This is a genomic window from Tunturiibacter lichenicola, from assembly GCF_051013355.1.
GTDB classification, from domain to species: domain Bacteria; phylum Acidobacteriota; class Terriglobia; order Terriglobales; family Acidobacteriaceae; genus Edaphobacter; species Edaphobacter lichenicola_F.
Genome location: NZ_CP132944.1, coordinates 1638925 through 1656219, shown reverse-complemented (window position 1 = coordinate 1656219; position 17295 = coordinate 1638925). Strand labels below are relative to the sequence as shown.

The window sequence follows — 17295 nt, the reverse complement described above, 5'->3', positions numbered from 1 at the left end:
AATTTGACCTCAGACTGGCCGACAGAAGGATTGCAGACAAGGCTGTCCAAAGACTTCGCGAAGAACTCGACAAAGGTCATATCTTGATGGCGCGGGTCGACAGCATCGCTCGCGCGAGAGAGGTGTTCGAATACTACAAACACCATACGGATCTTAAGCCGGTACAACTGCATACAGGCGTCAAGTCTCAACGAGACCGCGACCGTGCCCGAAAGCAAATCCTAGCGAAAGAATCTCGTATCCTTGTCTGCGTCGATATGCTGGGGGAGGGTTTTGACCTACCAGAATTGAAAATCGCTGCTTTTCACGATATCCGCAAATCCCTCGCAGTTACTTTGCAACTGGCCGGCCGATTTACAAGATCACGGGCAGATTTAGGCGACGCGACCTTCATCGCTAACGTGGCGGATGTGAATGTTCAAGAAGAGCTTCAAAAGCTATACACTCGTGATCCGGATTGGAATGTCTTGCTGCCCGATCTCAGCGAGCAGATGATTGGGCAGCAGAGCTCACTTCAAGAGTTCGTGAGCAACTTCACAGACTTTCCGGCAGAGATACCTCTGAAAGCCGTAAGGCCTGCGACTAGCACTGTCGTTTACTCCACCCGCTGTGACTTCTGGCTACCTGACCTATTCAGAGCAGGGATACCCTCTGCAGAAAGCTGCGAGCGGTTCCATCATTCCTTGAACCAGCAAGAGAACACATTGGTGATAGTGACCGCGCGCCGTCTTGGCCTTCAGTGGACCGATGCCGAGAGCCTCTTTGATTGGCAGTGGGAACTATACGTGGTGTTCTGGGACTCTGAAAGGGAGCTGCTCTTTATAAACAGCTCCAGCAATAGTGGGGACTTTAAGGAACTCGCGCAGGCTTTGACAGGTGACAAGGCAAAGTTAATTTCTGGGTAGCGTGTTTTCCGGGTGTTTTCTGGTATCAATCGGTTGCGATTGCAGAACGTGGGATTGTCGGAGCAAATCGGGCGAAATGTAAGGTACACAGGCCGGATGGGTTCAGACGTTGAGTCGCGGCTGACCGAGACCATGCGAGGAAACGCTCAAAAATCCGTCATTGCAGGGGCAGGGTTTGAGAAGGGCGCACTCTGCACGATGGGAGCTTCACGAAAGGGGCGAATCTGGTCCCATCAGAGAGACCACTTAGACCAGTTTGTCGCCTGGTGCAGAAGCGTCGGCACTAAGCTATTGGACCAAGCCATTGATCCCGACCAGGTCCTTGCTGGAACGCTTATACCCGAGATGGTCGAAACCCGACCCGAAAAGATGCCGCTAAGCATCGATTGGCCGGAATCAATCTACGCGGAGCCAGAAAAGAATTGGATAGTGACGCTCAGAGGCAGGGAACACCTGATCAGTAGCCTCAGTATTAACCCCGTAGGGCCGAGCAGCACTTCTCCTATAAGGTTTGAGATCGCCGCTGAGGACGATAGGGGTGGAATTCGAGCTTGAAATCTATGGCGAAGGAAATGACTCAAACTACCGCTTCCTCCGGAGGGGAGACGAGATTGTGACGATCAAACATGGGCCACGCGCTCAAGCGCGATCTCTGGAAACATTCTTTTACAATGATCCGCCTGTAGTCTGGTTTGTGGATGGCTCTGCCTTGGAAGGTAATCAATATGTTCCCCTACGTACTCCGCAGCCGGCCTATGATTCGACCAAGATCGCCGCTTGGGATTGGACTGAAGTGGACATCACCAGCGAATCTCAAGGCGAGCATCGTGATTATGCGACAGTGCAGGCCCAAGTCATTCGAACGCTTTCTCAAGATGAAACCTACACAGTAATATTTGATGACGATGGGGCGGGTGAGGCAGCCGACGTTGTTGCGATACGGGTACTCGGCGGTGTGCAGACCCCGGTGAGAGTAGAGGTGGAGTTCTACAATTGCAAATATTCGCACGGTGCTATTCCAGGGCATCGGATCATCGATCTTTATGAGGTTTGCGGTCAAGCGCAGAAGAGCATTTGGTGGGCAGCTTCTCCGCAAAAAAAGAGCGACCTACTGACTCACCTTATGCGACGAGAAAGCTTAAGGATAAGCAGCGGCCGGTCGACTCGGTTTGAGCGTGGCTCTGTGGAACTCCTTCACACGATTAGAGAGATTTCAAAAGTTGTGCAGGTGAGTTTTGCCATCGCAATCGTCCAACCAGGTGTGTCCAAAGTGGAAGTAAGCTTCGATCAGTTGCAACTGTTGGGCGTAACCCACAATCATTTATGGGAAACCTACCAACTGCCTTTCAGTGTGATCGGGAGCTCTTGATCTGTAAGTATCAATATGCGGAGATTAAAAATTCTCGTGCGGCACTCGATGAGTTCGTCCGAAAGGCGTTAGACAAACTCGAACCTGACGAGCATATCCAGTGGCTCACAACGTTCCGATGGCGATCGATTTTCACCACGATTACGACATGGGACTGGAGCGCGCTTATCGGCTGAATCCCAAGCCGCCCCAAAACCCAATTCAAGGTCGCTGTGACCGCGCGTCACCATCGGATCTGAGAGCGGGCTGTCAATTGGCGACCCATCTCGATTTCCTACTGATGTCATGGTTAGGTTGGATAAAGGACAGATGCCAGGAAACGGAGATGGGGAGGTGGTGGCGAAAAATGCTCTAGTCCATGCTGGAATTATGTTCAACTTTACGAACGGGAAGTCTCTTCCTGAGCAGCCTAATATCAGCTACGATTCGATCCCCGATTCGGAAACGCAATATTTGCACGATGATTTGGCCGAACATCCCGAATCAAAGTGGCCAACGAAACGGTCAATCCAGCTGTGGGCGGACTTCCACAAGCGTGTATTCGTGGAGGTAGTTACTAGTGAGAATCCGCTCCGCTTCGGGCGTGACCTTTTGGCTTTCAGCAGAGTGGACATCGTTGGGCAAACACTAAGTTGGGAATTCAGTCAATTGCATCGCGCCGGCGAATCCATTGATCCGAAGTTTCCGCACGAACTCGAAGTTCAGTTTTCGATGTTGAACATCGAATTCCGGTTCGCCGGTGACCCCATTAATACAAACCCCCGACCAATTATGGAAGCTGGCCCAATCACGGACTTTTGGATGCGTAAGTTTCCAAGAGTAATCCTAATTCCGCATGGGGCAGAGAGCCACATCATTAGTCCCGCGGACGTTGGCTTAGCTAAGATATTTACAGATCTTGAAATCTCACAATCGCAATAGGAGATTCAGTCTTCGATTCTGGCCGGACTATCCGACTTGAAAGCGCAACTGATCGCAACCAAGAGCAACTCCAGAGTTAGGCCAGAAAGGGTGTCCTTCGCCAGGCAACAGCAGGGCTGCACCCAGTCAGTAGTTAGAGATTCGACGACAGTGGATCAGCGATAAAAATATCCGGTGATCGCCGTTCCTGCATTTACTATTCAGAGATCATCAGAGTCGGGTTGCGTTGTTTATCACTCCAGAGGTCAACAGCATGCCACGTCCCCTTACAGAGCAGATTCAGGGAACATATTTCCGTCTCCGATTCACCGTAGCCATCCTTGGTCTTTTGTTTCCCGTGATCCTCTACTTTGGCGGACGGATAAATAGCTTTGGCTTGCGTGGCTCCATGAGCGCCTATTATTGGGCCACCCCGGACGCGCCATGCCCATGCGGTGAAGACCCAGAGCACCCCGGAAAGTGCAAGAAGATCGAAAAGAATAGCGACGACGAAAAGTCCTGTCGCGCGTTGCCGGCTGCCACAGAAGCAGGAACGATGAGAAGCTATTTCGTTGGCTTTCTCTTTGCAGTTGGGGCGATGCTATTTGCCAATAAAGGCTATAGCCGACGCGAGGACGTACTCCTTAACATCGCCGGCGTATCGGCGTGGCTGATCGCTCTTTTTCCAATGCCCTGGACTGGTAAATTAGCGCCTCTCTACTGGATGCATGGCACAGCCGCAATCATATTCTTCTTGGCTATTGCTTCCGTTGCCGCATTTTGTTCTCACGCGACTGTGAGACTCATCAACAACTCAACACAAAGAAAGCTTTACATGAGTGCCTACCGAGTTCTAGCAGCCTTGATGATCGCCTCCCCCATAGCCGCGTACATCCTTAACGTTCATATCCTTCGCAGGGATAACGCGATCTACTGGGTTGAGTTCTGCGGCATCTGGGCGTTCGCCTCTTACTGGGTCGTCAAGGGCATCGAGATGTCCGGACCCGATACAGAGAAGAAGGTGGCGGCAGGAGAACTCTATGACCCGCCCAAGTTGAACATCGCAGCGAGCGTGAAAAGCATGTTGTCGGGTGGAACGAGCACGACTCCACCCACACGTCCGCAATGAGGGTGTGACGCTTAACCCATCCATTGTTTTGCAAACTGCTTTGCAGTCGCGCTTGGTGTGTCATTGTCGGCATTGCTAGGTTCAACACCTTCGTAGACGCCACGTATAGCGCCCACATCGTATTTGCCTGCCACTCTGGCGAGTGCACTTGTCAGTGAAAGCCTATCCCTTAGTCGGCGCATGGCAAAGACTTCGCTATGCGCCCTCACGACAGGATCAAGCCCCACGGGTATGTTCAGTTGTGAATCGCCCAAAAATAAATCCAGAATCCGTGTCACATCTTTCACCACCAAAGATATGTCCGTCTAACCACCACAATCACCGCACATACCACCACGAATTCACCACAGAAACACCACACCAAAACACCCGTTTTCCCCAAAACCCCCAGTAAAAACACCACAAACCCACCCATCCAAAAAAACCCTAAAAACTCACCCGAAAATCGGCAGGTCGACCGCCGACTCCTCCGGAGAGAAATGCACTTCAGGCTATCGACGTTCGGCCCAGACGCAAGTTCCAAATCGCTGTCACAAGCTTGTCGATGTCTTCATGGGTGTTATACAGAGCCAATGAAGCACGAACCGTGCTTTCCAGCCCGAAGCGACGCAGAATGGGTTGTGCGCAATGGTGACCTGAGCGGACAGCAATGCCGTTCTTGTTGAGGTAATCACCGACTTCCTCAGTGCGGAAGCCATCGAGTACAAACGACAGCACGCCAGCCTTTTCCTTAGCCGTTCCAATAATGTGCAGTCCAGGAACGCGAACAAGTTCGCTCGTAGCGTGCACAAGCAGTTCATGCTCGTGGCGCGAAACGCTGTGCATTCCTACCCTGTCCAGATAGTCGATAGCGGCCCCAAGCCCGACGGCGTCTGCGATGTTTCCAGTGCCTGCCTCGAAGCGCTGCGGCGGTTCTTGGTAAAGTGTTTTTTCAAAGGTCACATCCTGAATCATGTTGCCGCCACCCTGCCAGGGCGGCATGTATTCGAGAACTTCGGGTTTGCCGTACACCACGCCGATACCAGTTGGGCCGAAGACCTTGTGCCCGGAAAATACGAAGAAGTCGCAGTCCAGCGCCTGCAAATCCACACGCATGTGGGAGACCGACTGCGCCCCATCGAGCAGAACCGTTGCGCCATAACGATGGGCGATTTCAATCATTTTGTCTGCTGGCGTGACAACGCCCAGCGCATTTGAAACTTGCGTAATGGAGACGAGACGGGTCTTTGGCCCAAGCAGCTTTTCGTACTCGTCGAGCAGCACCTGTCCACTGTCATCTACGGGCGCAACGCGAAGTTTGGCTCCTTTCTCTGAACAAAGCATCTGCCATGGAACGATGTTCGCGTGGTGTTCGAGCCAGGTGATAACGATCTCGTCGTCCTTTTGGATATTGCGCCGTCCCCAGCTCTGAGCGATAAGGTTAATGCCCTCGGTCGCTCCGCGCACAAAGATGATCTCGCGGGTTGAAGATGCGTTGACGAAACGGCGAACCTTCTCGCGTGCGGATTCATAAGCGTCCGTTGCGCGGGCCGCCAACTCGTGTGCAGCACGATGAACATTGGAGTTTTCGTGTTCGTAAAAATACTTCAGCCGATCAATGACGCTCTGTGGCTTCTGTGTCGTAGCGGCATTATCGAGCCACACCAGCGGTCTGCCATTCACGCGCTCGCGAAGGATGGGGAAGTCGCGCTTGATGGCTTCTGCGTCGAAAGGGTAAGAAGAGAGATTCAGGTCGTGCGGAACGTCAGGCTCGATGCCGAGCGGCTGGAGGTTGGCAGTAGGCTCGACGAAATACAGATTGCGGTTGTCTTCGAGGAATCCAAACGAACCGTATCCTGCCAACTCGGTGAGTTCGGGCGATTGGTTAAACTCGTGGGGCAGCTCGAGATTGGGTAGCGCAGCGTTCGCTGGCAGATCGGTCTTAGGCGGCGAGGGCACTGCGCCAGGGACGACCGGTGGGTTCGAGAACAGAGGACGCAACTCTTCGAGAAACGAAAACGCGGGGACCGGCGATGCCTTGCCAAGGCTCGGAGCACTGGGTAGCCCGCTCGCTGGAGGGTGCAATGACGGGTTTGCTGGTGCGAGCAAATCGTAGTTGAAATCGTTGGGCAGCACACTAGCCGAAGCGGTCTGCGGGACGAACGCCATGATTGGGTTCACCCTGGGATTTGGTCCCTCCGGTAGAGTGTTTCGATCGCTGAAGATGGGACGGGCATCCTGTAGGAAGGAGAACGATGGAATCTCTGCGGCAACATCGGAAACCGCGGTTCCAATCGTTCCTGGCACGGCAGGAGGCGTTACCTGCGCAGGCGCAGTCACCGGAGAAAATGAGGCTGGCCCGACGCTAGCGGGAACACCGGCGAAGTGCTTGTCCGATGGAAGCGATATCTCTGGAGGAGCAGCCGGCGCGGTTGCAGGGACTGAGCCTAACGGACGAAGATCCGTTGGCACCGCGTGCGCAGGCAACGGGCTTGATGGCACATCCAGTGAGTCGGGCAGCGCGGAGAAAAATTCGTTCGCCATGCGAGCCAGCGTTAGTGGGTCCAGCACGCCTGCAGGCAGCGGCGTTCCAGAGTAGTTAGGAGGAGCGGCTGCTCGCGGGTTTGTATCCGGCTCTACGAAAAGTCGGGCTGGATCACTTGTACTCATGATAGTTTCCGACTTCGACGTTCTCCAGTGCTGCAATCGCATCGTCCGTCAAAACGGAAGCCGCGCAATAGAGAGAAATCAGATAAGAGGCAAGCCCGCGGTTATCGATCCCGGTAAAGCGCACGGAAAGGCCAGGGCTTTGCTCTCCGGTCAGGCCAGGCTGAAAGAGACCGATCACGCCTTGTTTGCGCTCTCCTACACGGATGAGGAGGATCTTCGACTTGGGCACCTTACCAGTAACGTGAATCTTGTCCGTTGGAATCAAAGGAATACCACGCCAGGTGAGGAAGGGATTTCCGAAGAGAGTTACAGTGGGCGGAGGAACGCCGCGCCGTGTGCACTCACGGCCAAAGGCTGCAATCGTGCGCGGATGCGCGAGGAAGAAGGAAGGTTCTTTCCACACCTTCGTCAACAACTCATCCAGATCGTCCGGCGTAGGGGAGCCCCTGCGGGTCGAGATCTTCTGTGATTCAGGCACGTTGTTCAGCAGGCCATAGTCAGCATTATTCAGGAGCTCATTTTCCTGCCGCTCCTTCACGCCTTCAATCGTGACCCGCAACTGTTCACGAACCTGATCGTAAGGATTGCTGAAGAGGTCGCTGACGCGGGTGTGAACGTTGACCAGAGCGTTGATGCTGCTGAGGAGGTACTCGCGTGGCTCTTCTTGGTATTGAGCATAGGTCTGAGGGATCTCCGACTCATCCACATGCCCGCAAAGCACTTCGATTGGCTTGTCCTCAACGACACGGTTCAAGCGGAAAACACCAGACTCCAATGGTTTCCAGTCCAATAGACGGACGAGCCATCTTGGCGTAACTGCCCCATAGATTGGGGCTGTTTTCGTCACATTGGCTAATTGGTAGGCAGCTTGTTCGCCGAGAGACACACGAGTCGTTGTTTCAGCCACAGGAAGGCTCCTTTATGCAACTCTTGCGGGTTGCCCAGAGATTCTACCTGAGACAAAGGAGGAAAGGAATCGCACATGCATCATGACCTGGCAAGTCAGGCTCGGCCTGTCGCCATGCCAAACACGCCTCTAATACTTTCGAACTTTGCGATCGACCTTGTCCGACCAGGCGTGAATTCCTCCGCGCAGATTTGAAACTTTGCTGAAGCCATGCTTCTGAAGATATTCGACAGCCTTCACCCCGCGTGGTCCCATCTTGCAGACAGCAACGATCTCCTCGCCCGCATTCAATTCGTTCAAACGCTTTGAAAGCTGAGCCAGAGGAATCAGGTGCCCTCCGATGTTGGATATCTCATACTCGTACTCATCGCGCACATCCAGCAGGAACAAATTTTCGCCCTGATCGAGACGTTGCTTAAGTTCTTCAGCTTGAATCTCCGGAACGCTCACTATGATTTCTCCTTGTTGACGGCCCAAAAAATAAAACCCACCTGCCAGTGGTCTTCTGGCGGTGGGTCATATTGAAGTCCTTGCGAAACTAAACTTGATTTAGCTCTGCAATCGCCTCATGCCAGAAGACACGGGAACACCGCACATACAGGCGGTACAACATCCGGTCATCTGGCCAGCGAAAGTCATATATAAAGTCTAGCACACGTCAAATCTCCAGCGGAAGGGAGCTACCGGTGGCTCGCCAGGGCCTGATCTCGACGCGCCACTATTCGCAAAGTCTCTACTCAATTCGCGATGAGTCCTCATCGTAGTCGAGTGGCCTGAAGCGGATGCGGCTGTGGGGCTGCTGTTTCGAAAGTTAGTTCTAACGTGTTCATGGGTCGCCAGAAGTTGGCCAGTCGTTGTGCCTGCCCTTTTAAAATGAGCTTTCTGGTAATAAAGCGTCTCAAATAATTTCAGCTCCACATATTGGATATGTGATATCTTGTTTCCAATGCGACGCCCTTTGCTAAAACAACTGCTTGAGATGTCCGGCTCATCCTTATGCGCCGGTACTCGCTGTTGTTGTCGTCGCGCATAACATCCCTGCCCCAACTGACTTAATCCTACCGAGCCGCATATCCACCGTTTAACCGTGATCGTGGAGCAATGCCGGAACTGTACGTGGTAAGCGGCCACAGCCTTTTCAAAGGCTATAAGGATTAAATCTTCCTTTCTTTGTTCCTTTATCTGAAGGCCACTACCTGTGCACCGAACTCCTGCGAAGTACTTCGGTATGCGCAAGAAATACTTCGACGGCAGCGTGAAATCTCTCCCAGATTTGCATGACCCAAGATCTGCATGACAGTGAGGACCTATATGATCCGTGTCAAATTCACCAGCGCTCTAATCCTGTTAATGCTATCCGCTTTGTTTATAAAGACTGCCGTCACTCAGACTCTCACAAGCGTCACGATTGTCGGAGCGGTCTCCGACTCCTCGGGAGCCTTCGTTCCGCAAGCAAACGTTCGGATTACACAAACCGGTACCGAGGTAGTCCGTACAACAACGACAGATGGTGCGGGTGAGTATCGCTTCCCCTTCCTGAAACCTGGCGACTACACCGTCACGGTCGAAGGCGGAGGGTTGAACTCGATACCCATTCATGTGCAGCTTCTCGTCGGCAAAGAGGAGTCCGTCAATATCACGCTTGGGGTGCAGTCCGTTCAGCAGTCCGTCGATGTAACCACTGCTTCGACCCTCGTACAAGCGGAGAATGGAAACCAGGTCACTTCTTACAGCCAGCAATATATCGAAAACACTCCAGTCAATGGCGGCGACATCACAAACATCGCATTTACCACGCCAGGGTTGCGTCTCAATGTCGGGGGTGGAAATGCAAACTTCAATGTGAACGGACTGCCGTTCAACTCTGTGCTCTTCACCATGAATGGAGCTGACATCACTGAACCATATAACCTGAACAACAAATCAGGCGCCAGTAATAACACGCTCGGAGCGAACGATGTCGCTGAAGCTGCGGTTGTAATCAATGCCTACAGCGCACAGTACGGACGCGAGGCCGGTGCTCAGGTGAACTACATCAGTAAGTCCGGAACAAATCAATTCCACGGCAATCTGGTCGAAAACTACAACGGTGACTTCCTCAATGCCAATGACTACTTCAACAAACTCAACAACACGCCTCGTGCTCGATCCGTAGCCAACCAATATGCTGCCTCGATCGGCGGCCCAATTCTTAAAGATAAATTGGCCTTCTTCGTGAACACGGAAGGCTTGCGCTACGCCCTGCCTTCGAGTGGTGTCGTCTCACTACCATCACCAACGCTACAGCAGTACATTCTTAACCACGTACCCGCATCCTCTTTGCCGATCTATCAGAGTCTCTTCAAGCTCTATAACGCGGCCCCAGGCGTCGGACGCGCTGTTCCAGTGACGAACGGGAACCTTCCTCTACAAGACAGCAGCGGTCATCTTGGCTGCGGCAGACAGACGTTCACCGGAACATATGTCAACGGCAACTCCGGCCCACAATTCGGTGTAGACACACCCTGCGCAGTAGCCTTCGGCACGACCGCGTCGAGCATCAATACGGAGTACTTCATCTCAGGTCGCCTCGACTACAGCATTAACGACAAACAGAAGATCTACTTTCGCATCAGTCGCGATGCTGGAACACAGGCCAGTTTCACGAGCCCGATCAGTCCTGTCTACAACCGCCAAAGCGTTCAGCCCTGGGTTATTCCGCAGTTGAATTACACCTATGCCATAACACCTAATCTAGTGAACAACTTCATCCTCAACGGCAATTGGTACTCCGCTATTACGGGGCCTGCTGACTTCAAGCTGGCACAGACAGACCTTCCGATCGCATTTGGCTTTGCCGACGGGGGCGCCAACGGAAGCAACACAACCAATGGAGGTCCTACAAGCACCACCGCTGTAAATAGTTCACCAGGCTTTGCAGGAATCGGTCCGTCTCTTCCGGTCGGGAGACGCGGACAACAACTTGGCATCATCGACGACTTATCGTGGAGCGTCAAGCGTCACACCCTTCAGGCCGGTGTGAATGATCGCAACAACCGCATCTCCGATTCGAGTATCGCAAGCGGATCAGTTGTGGGCACATATAACTTTAGCGACCTGACGGACTTTACAGTTGGCATCGTCAACAGCACAAGTAAAGGAAGTGCCTATACACAGTCATTTCCGCTACTTCAAACCGTTCATACTCGTCTCAACTCACTCGGCTTTTATGTGCAGGATGAGTGGAAGATACTCAGAAACCTGAACCTCACCTACGGGGTTCGCTTTGAGTTACAAGGGAATCCTTCGTGCAAGGAGAACTGCTTCTCACGCGCGAACACAGCATTCCTCACGCCGGGTTATCAGGCTGGCCTCTCGGTTCCATACAACGCAACACTGCAGACAGGGCTTCATAAAGACTTCAAGGACTTCGAAGGAATCGTGACAGAACCGAGATTCGCCCTCGCGTACTCGCCTCTGGGCGATGGAAAAACAGTTATCCGTGGTGGCATTGGCCTCTTCGCAAATACGATTCAGGGCAGTATCACTGCGAACGTCTTTGGCAATGCTCCAAATAAATTCTCGCCAACCGTCAGCAGTGGCACCGTAGGTCTTACAAGTACTCCCGGCAGCTCTCAAGCAGCAGCTACGGCCTCCAACCAGGCTTTTCAGGAAGGCTTTTTACAGGGTTCCACTTTGCCAGAGCTCCGAGCAGCCGTTCCCGCTGGCACAACCTTTGCCACGCCTACGCTCTATGTCAACCCCAACCTCTTCCACACAATCAAGGTTCTCGAATGGAGTGCAGAGTTAGAGCAGCCCTTGTCTGCGCACGATCTAGTCAGCTTCTCCTACAGCGGCAACCGTGGATACGACGAACCGCTCACCAATGCAGCAGCTAACGCTTACTCGTCCAACGCAGCGCTCTATCCAAATGGATTCGGAGGCCTGCCCACATCTGCACCCGACCCACGCTTCTCGACAGTCACCCAAATATCCAATGCTGGCTACTCGAACTACGAAGGCGTTACCGTCACAGAGCGTCACGCATTCGCGCATGACTTTCAAGGTCAGATTGGTTACACCTGGAGTCACGCTTTGCTGTTCGGTACGATATTCGACCCTCCGTTTTTTAGCCAGGGAGGCGCGCCGCAAAGCGCAGGATCCTACGGCCCGACAAACTTCGATACACGCCACAATCTGGAAGCAGACCTCGTCTACACCGAGCCTAAGCTGCGAGGAAAACTCCTCAACGCAACTGCTGGAGGATGGACAGTAGGAGGCAAACTCTACCGCTACAGCGGGCGCCCATTTTCCGTCACCGACAGCCTGATTCAATCAAGCCTGGTATCGAGTGGCCAGACAAATAGCTTTCCGAGCAGTACTTTGATCCTCGCCGACACACTAGACAAGAATGCTATCGGTACGGGTTGCGGCAAATCTGCAGTCAAGTCATCTTGCCTCAAGACCAGCCAGTTCGCATCCGTCGTCACAGTCTCCAATCCAAACGGGCAACGTGATTTTGGTAACACTTCTCCGAACAGCTTCCGAGGGCCGGGTTTCTTCTCCATTGCCACACAACTCAGTAAGACGATACCCGTGACAGAGCATACTCACTTCGATCTTGGTGCTGATGCATACAATCTGCTGAACCATACAAATCTCGCCGTACCCAACAGCAACGTAGGAGGAAGCGGCTTTGGCCTGATCACTTCTACGGTCAGTTCGCCCACCAGTATCTACGGAACCGGTCAAGGCGCGATTGTCTCCGGACGCGTGCTTGTCGTCTTTGGAAAGTTCCTGTTCTAGTTACACAACCGGCATTGAGGGGAAAAATGAAAAAACTATCGATTGCTTTTTCCATGCTGCTCGTTCCGGGAGTGCTTCTCGCGCAGTCGGAGCGACTTACTATCGACGACTTATTATCCGCAGGGGCAAGACGCGGTGGTTCCGAACAGCTTTCTCCTGACGGCAAATTTTTCGCGCGAGAGGAGAGCGGCCAGATTGCGCTTGTTCCCGTCAATGGCGGACCTGCAAAAGTGATTACATCATCACCGAAGCCGAAGTCTGAATTGCAATGGTCGCACGACGGCAAACACATTGCTTACATCAGTGAAGGGGACGTATGGACTATTGCCAGTGAAGGCGGAGAGCCACAACGCCTCACACATGATCCAGTTGGGCCAGGCGATCCGCGCGGCGCAACCGATCATCATCCACATTGGAATCCTAACGGGCGTTGGATCCTCTTCGAATCAGGTAGAAAAGGTTTCAACGAACTGTATGTAGTAAGTGAGGACGGTACACAGGAAAAGTTGCTCACCGCAACAGAGATCTACACTGGATCGGACGTGATCGCCAATACTGCTGCGGATAGCGGGGATGCTGTCTCGTCCGACCGCTTCGACCCTCAGCCCCTGTGGTCGCCTGATGGCACACGAATCTCTTACACAGAACGCTCACGCCAATTCTTCTCCGGCAAGTTGAAAGTTATTCCATTCGATCAGAAGACGGGCTCCGTTACTGGCGCTGCAATTGACCTCTACACTGCAAAGAACGATCCAGGTGGTGCCTGGGCGATCAACACCGCCACATGGTCACCCGACAGCACCACACTAACCGTGGTCTTGCAGTCGACTGCATGGGATAAGTTGTGGCAGATCCCAGCGACAGGCGGAACTCCCAAACAATTAACCAAAGAAACCGGTGAGGACGAGAACCCGGTCTACTCTCCCGACGGACGGTGGATCGTCTTCAGTTCAAATCGTGATCTACCAGAAGAGCGTCATCTATGGCTAATTCCTGCTACTGGAGGCAAGCCGCATCGACTCACATCGCTTGCAGGGATCGAAACGAATCCGCAGTGGTCACCCGATAGTGGCTCTATCTATTTCTTCAGAGCCACTTCGCTAACCGCGGGAGTCACCTATGTCGCGGATGCAAGCGGAAAGGGCAACCCACGTCCACGCGAGCCGTTGCAACCATCAAAATACGAGAGCCTCGGCGTCACTCCTGAAGTAGCGCACTTCAAAGGTAAGGACGGTCTGGCGCTCGCGGGAATTCTCTACAAGCCCGCTGGTTATGAACCCGGCAAGCGCTACCCGACCGTTGTCTGGGCTCATGGCGGTCCGGAAGGGCAAGTTGTACTCAGCCTGAATCCGTGGTCGCTCTTCCTTGCTCAACAGGGTTACGTCGTATTAGAACCAAACTTTCGTGGCAGCACAGGCTACGGCGAGCGGTTTCGCAATGCGAATGTGGAGGACTCGGGAGGCGGCGAGATCGACGACATCGGTGCGAGTGTTAAGTATCTGGTTGATGCAGGCCTGGCTGATGCAAAGCGAGTTGCCATCGGAGGCGGCAGTCATGGAGGAACTGTCGTCGCCAACGCAGTAGCCAAGTTGCCGGATACCTTCGCCGCAGGTATCGAGATGTTTGGCGTCGTCGATCGAGCGCTCTTCCTGCAGTACACCAATCGCAACTCAAAAATTCGATGGGAGACGAAGATGGGTGGCACACCCGAGGAGAAGCCTGCGGTGTATCGAAAAGCCAACGTGCTTCCGGATGTAGAGTCCATTAAAACTCCGCTGCTGATTCTCCACGGCGAGAAGGACCCTCAAGTACCGCCGCAAGAATCGGCAGAGTTCGTGGAAGCCCTGAAAAAAGCGGGCAAGACATATCTATATTTCACGTACCCAAACGAACGGCACGGATTCCAACAGCGCGATCACAGAAAAGATTCCTACGAGAGGCAGCTTGCGTTTCTCGATAAGTATTTAAAGAATCAAGCGGCAAGCCAATGAACTGAGTCCTTCCGTCTTTCTCCCCACCCACAAAAAAACACGCCTTCGTGGCGTGTTTTTTTGCGCAATCCGAAGCTAGTCAGCAAGCTAGGCAAATTTTACGAAGCGCATCGCTGCCGAATTCATACAGTAACGCAATCCAGTTGGTGGAGGACCATCGTTGAAGACGTGACCAAGGTGCGCATTGCAATCCCGGCATGAAACTGCCGTTCGATCCATACCGAAGGCCTGGTCATGTATCTCCACGATGTTTTCAGCCGCGATTGGCTGCCAGAAACTCGGCCATCCAGTGCCGGATTCAAACTTGGTGTCCGAACTGAAGACCGCTGTATCGCAGCAAATACAGCGATACAGGCCGCGATCATGAAGGTTCCATGTGTTGCCCGTGTAAGCGCGCTCCGTCCCCGCGTGACGAGTCACCTCAAACGAGACAGGACTCAGCTGCTGCTTCCACTCCTCTTCCGATTTGATCGTGCGAGGAACAGTCACCTTGCCAATTTTCTTGCCGTCCGGCGAGAACTGGACAATCGTCACAGGGCCGGCTGAGACGTTACTGCCACTCGCTTCCACTGTGCCGGGTGAGTGCCGATGCAGCGACCAGAGAGCGGCTGCTCCACACACTCCTGCTGCTGAGACAACAAAAGTACGGCGGCTGATGCGTGTGCGCTCCGCGCTTACTTCCAACTGTTCTTGTGAATTTTTTTCCATGATGGTTCCCCTTCTGACAACGAAATATCTTTACCCAAACGTGAACGAATAAGCCTGCACTCCCGGACTAAGAAACTCGATCCGGAAGGTACGATCCTGAACTCCGCCGTGCTGACGGATCAGTTGGTACAAACGATCGTCCGTCACGGTGCCATAACCATCCGAGTCAACGTCCATGCCGTGATCTGCACCCGGAGCTTTGCCATCGATCGTAACGCGGAAGCGAACTGGTCTTCCGCCCTTCGTCGAACCTGAGCCCTTAGCCGGACCTAAGACGAGATGCAGATCACGTGCGTGAAAGCGATAGACGATAGCCCCCGTCGGAGAGAGCAGCGTCGCGATCTGACCGGCGTCTTGCCATTGACCGGCAAGAGCCCACTGATTCAGGGCAAGCTGGTCCGGCGCTGTGTAGAGTTGCGGATCATCCTGATTGAGCCCGCCAGGAGAGGCGAAGTTTTGTGCGCGCTCATATCCGATATAAGTCTCAGGTGATTTCACATCGTCCGAATCCGGCGGAGCCTCCGTGCCGCTCGCGGCAATCTTCGTCGTACTGCCCGGCAGCGGCCGATGATTCGCCTCTTCAAGAAGAGTTCGAATCCACTGCTCGGCCTCCTCGTAGCCCCCCTCGCCAAAGTGATGGAAGCGAATGTGGCCAGTCGCGTCAACAAAGTAGTCCGCGGGCCAATACTCGTTGTTGAAGTTGCGCCAGATGGCATAGTTGTTGTCCATCGCAACCGGGTAGGAGATCCCAAGGTCGCGAACGGCTTTACGTACATTAGATTCGTCTTTTTCAAACGGAAACTCAGGAGTGTGGACACCGATAATAACAAGGCCGCTGTCCTTGTACTTGTCGTTCCAGGCCTTGATGTAAGGCAAAGTGCGCAGACAGTTAATACAGGAGTACGTCCAGAAGTCGACGAGCACCACCTTGCCGCGAAGCGACGCAGGTGTAAGCGCCTGCGAATTAATCCACGCTGTAGCTCCGGAGATTTCAGGCAGCGGTGTTAACGCAGACCTTGCCTTGTCGCTACCACCTGCAGCAGACTTCATCTGCTGATTGCCCGCCATCATCTGGTCTTTTCCGGCCATCATTTGATCGTTGCCCGCCATCATCTGATCATTCGGAGCCATCATCATCTGGTCGTTTGACGCCAGAGCCTGATTGCTCTTCGGATGAAGTCGGTCGACCAGCCGCTGTTCGAGATTCGAGGTACTCGCAAGCGACAGACGCGTGAGAACACCGCGGTCAAGGCCAAACGCAACAGCGACCACGCCAGCGAGAACAGCCACACCGAGAATACGTCGCACCCACTCTTCGGCCCCCAGGGAGCGTTTCAAAGCGCCAAAGACGCGCCCTCCCGCAAACAGAGCAATCGAAAGGGAAGTGGCTGCTCCGGCAGCATAGGCAAGAAGAAGCAGCGCAGTATGTGCGCTGGCGCCACCAAGCGCCGCGCCGGTCAGGATCAGCCCGAGGATCGGCCCAGCGCAAGGAGCCCACAACAATCCTGTTCCAACACCAAGAAGAAAGGAGTTGGTTACGCTCGGCCCTGCGTCCGAACTCTGAAGCTTGCTGCCGAGTCGAACCAGTGGACGCGAAAGCCGCTCTGCCAGCGAAGAAAAGAGCAGCGTCAGACCGAAGATGCCAAAAAGAATGAGTGCGGCGCCCCGGCCAAACTGATTCGCCCGAACCGCCCAGCCTCCACCGACAGTCGCCAGGCTCGCAACAACCGCGAACGTAACCACCATGCCCGCCAGCAACGGCAATCCGCTCTTACGAAACGGCTGATCCGCCCGCGCAAAGACGAAGGGAAGAACCGGGAGGATACACGGACTCAAAATGGTAAGTACGCCACCGAAATACGCCAGAAACAGCAAAAGCATGAACCTCACCTACTCCTTCAATCCTGCATCATCTTCATTCCGCTAGTGATAGGCTCTCACGGCCAAGCGCA

The 17295-nt window shown here is 53.7% G+C and carries 12 protein-coding genes; 6 read left to right on the top strand and 6 right to left on the bottom strand.

Translation table 11 applies throughout. From position 1 onward, the window contains the following. Positions 1–86 precede the first annotated feature (86 nt). The 4 genes from RBB82_RS07060 to RBB82_RS07045 all read left to right on the top strand — a co-directional run bounded on the left by RBB82_RS07060 (position 87) and on the right by RBB82_RS07045 (position 4303). The gene (locus tag RBB82_RS07060) at positions 87–905 is read left to right on the top strand and encodes a DEAD/DEAH box helicase (protein WP_433975345.1); all 819 of its coding nucleotides are present in this window, start codon (positions 87–89) and stop codon (positions 903–905) included. Between the two features lie 538 nt (positions 906–1443). Continuing rightward, positions 1444–2274: a hypothetical protein gene (locus tag RBB82_RS07055; RefSeq protein WP_433974417.1), complete on the top strand. Its 831-nt coding sequence runs from the start codon at positions 1444–1446 to the stop codon at positions 2272–2274. A 309-nt stretch (positions 2275–2583) separates the two neighbouring features. Further along, positions 2584–3195, top strand: a complete 612-nt coding sequence (locus RBB82_RS07050) for a hypothetical protein (protein WP_433974416.1) — start codon at positions 2584–2586, stop codon at positions 3193–3195. Between the two features lie 253 nt (positions 3196–3448). After that, positions 3449–4303, top strand: a complete 855-nt coding sequence (locus RBB82_RS07045; protein WP_433974415.1) for a hypothetical protein — start codon at positions 3449–3451, stop codon at positions 4301–4303. Positions 4304–4314: 11 nt separating this feature from the next. Here RBB82_RS07045 and RBB82_RS07040 read toward each other — a convergent pair whose 3' ends face one another. The 4 genes from RBB82_RS07040 to RBB82_RS07025 all read right to left on the bottom strand — a co-directional run bounded on the left by RBB82_RS07040 (position 4315) and on the right by RBB82_RS07025 (position 8309). Continuing rightward, positions 4315–4596, bottom strand: coding sequence for a hypothetical protein (locus RBB82_RS07040; protein ID WP_433974414.1), 282 nt, complete (start codon positions 4594–4596; stop codon positions 4315–4317). Positions 4597–4789: 193 nt separating this feature from the next. Further along, positions 4790–6952: a family 2A encapsulin nanocompartment cargo protein cysteine desulfurase gene (locus tag RBB82_RS07035; protein WP_433974413.1), complete on the bottom strand. Its 2163-nt coding sequence runs from the start codon at positions 6950–6952 to the stop codon at positions 4790–4792. Then, positions 6939–7859 (bottom strand): family 2A encapsulin nanocompartment shell protein, encoded by a 921-nt coding sequence (locus RBB82_RS07030; protein ID WP_433974412.1) that lies wholly within the window; start codon positions 7857–7859, stop codon positions 6939–6941. The genes RBB82_RS07035 and RBB82_RS07030 overlap by 14 nt, the downstream gene beginning before the upstream one ends. Positions 7860–7988: 129 nt before the next feature. After that, a complete protein-coding gene (locus RBB82_RS07025; RefSeq protein WP_433974411.1) occupies positions 7989–8309 on the bottom strand; it encodes a rhodanese-like domain-containing protein in 321 nt (106 codons plus the stop codon). An 861-nt stretch (positions 8310–9170) separates the two neighbouring features. Between RBB82_RS07025 and RBB82_RS07020 the strand changes: the two genes are divergently transcribed. Beyond that, positions 9171–12644, top strand: coding sequence for a carboxypeptidase regulatory-like domain-containing protein (locus tag RBB82_RS07020; RefSeq protein ID WP_433974410.1), 3474 nt, complete (start codon positions 9171–9173; stop codon positions 12642–12644). Between the two features lie 26 nt (positions 12645–12670). Next, the gene (locus RBB82_RS07015; RefSeq protein WP_433974409.1) at positions 12671–14635 is read left to right on the top strand and encodes a prolyl oligopeptidase family serine peptidase; all 1965 of its coding nucleotides are present in this window, start codon (positions 12671–12673) and stop codon (positions 14633–14635) included. Positions 14636–14722: 87 nt separating this feature from the next. On the opposite strand, the gene msrB is transcribed toward RBB82_RS07015, so the two are convergent. After that, positions 14723–15343, bottom strand: coding sequence for a peptide-methionine (R)-S-oxide reductase MsrB (gene msrB / locus RBB82_RS07010; protein WP_433974408.1), 621 nt, complete (start codon positions 15341–15343; stop codon positions 14723–14725). Between the two features lie 30 nt (positions 15344–15373). Continuing rightward, a complete protein-coding gene (locus RBB82_RS07005) occupies positions 15374–17224 on the bottom strand; it encodes a cytochrome c biogenesis protein DipZ (protein ID WP_433974407.1) in 1851 nt (616 codons plus the stop codon). Between the last annotated feature and the right edge of the window lie 71 nt (positions 17225–17295).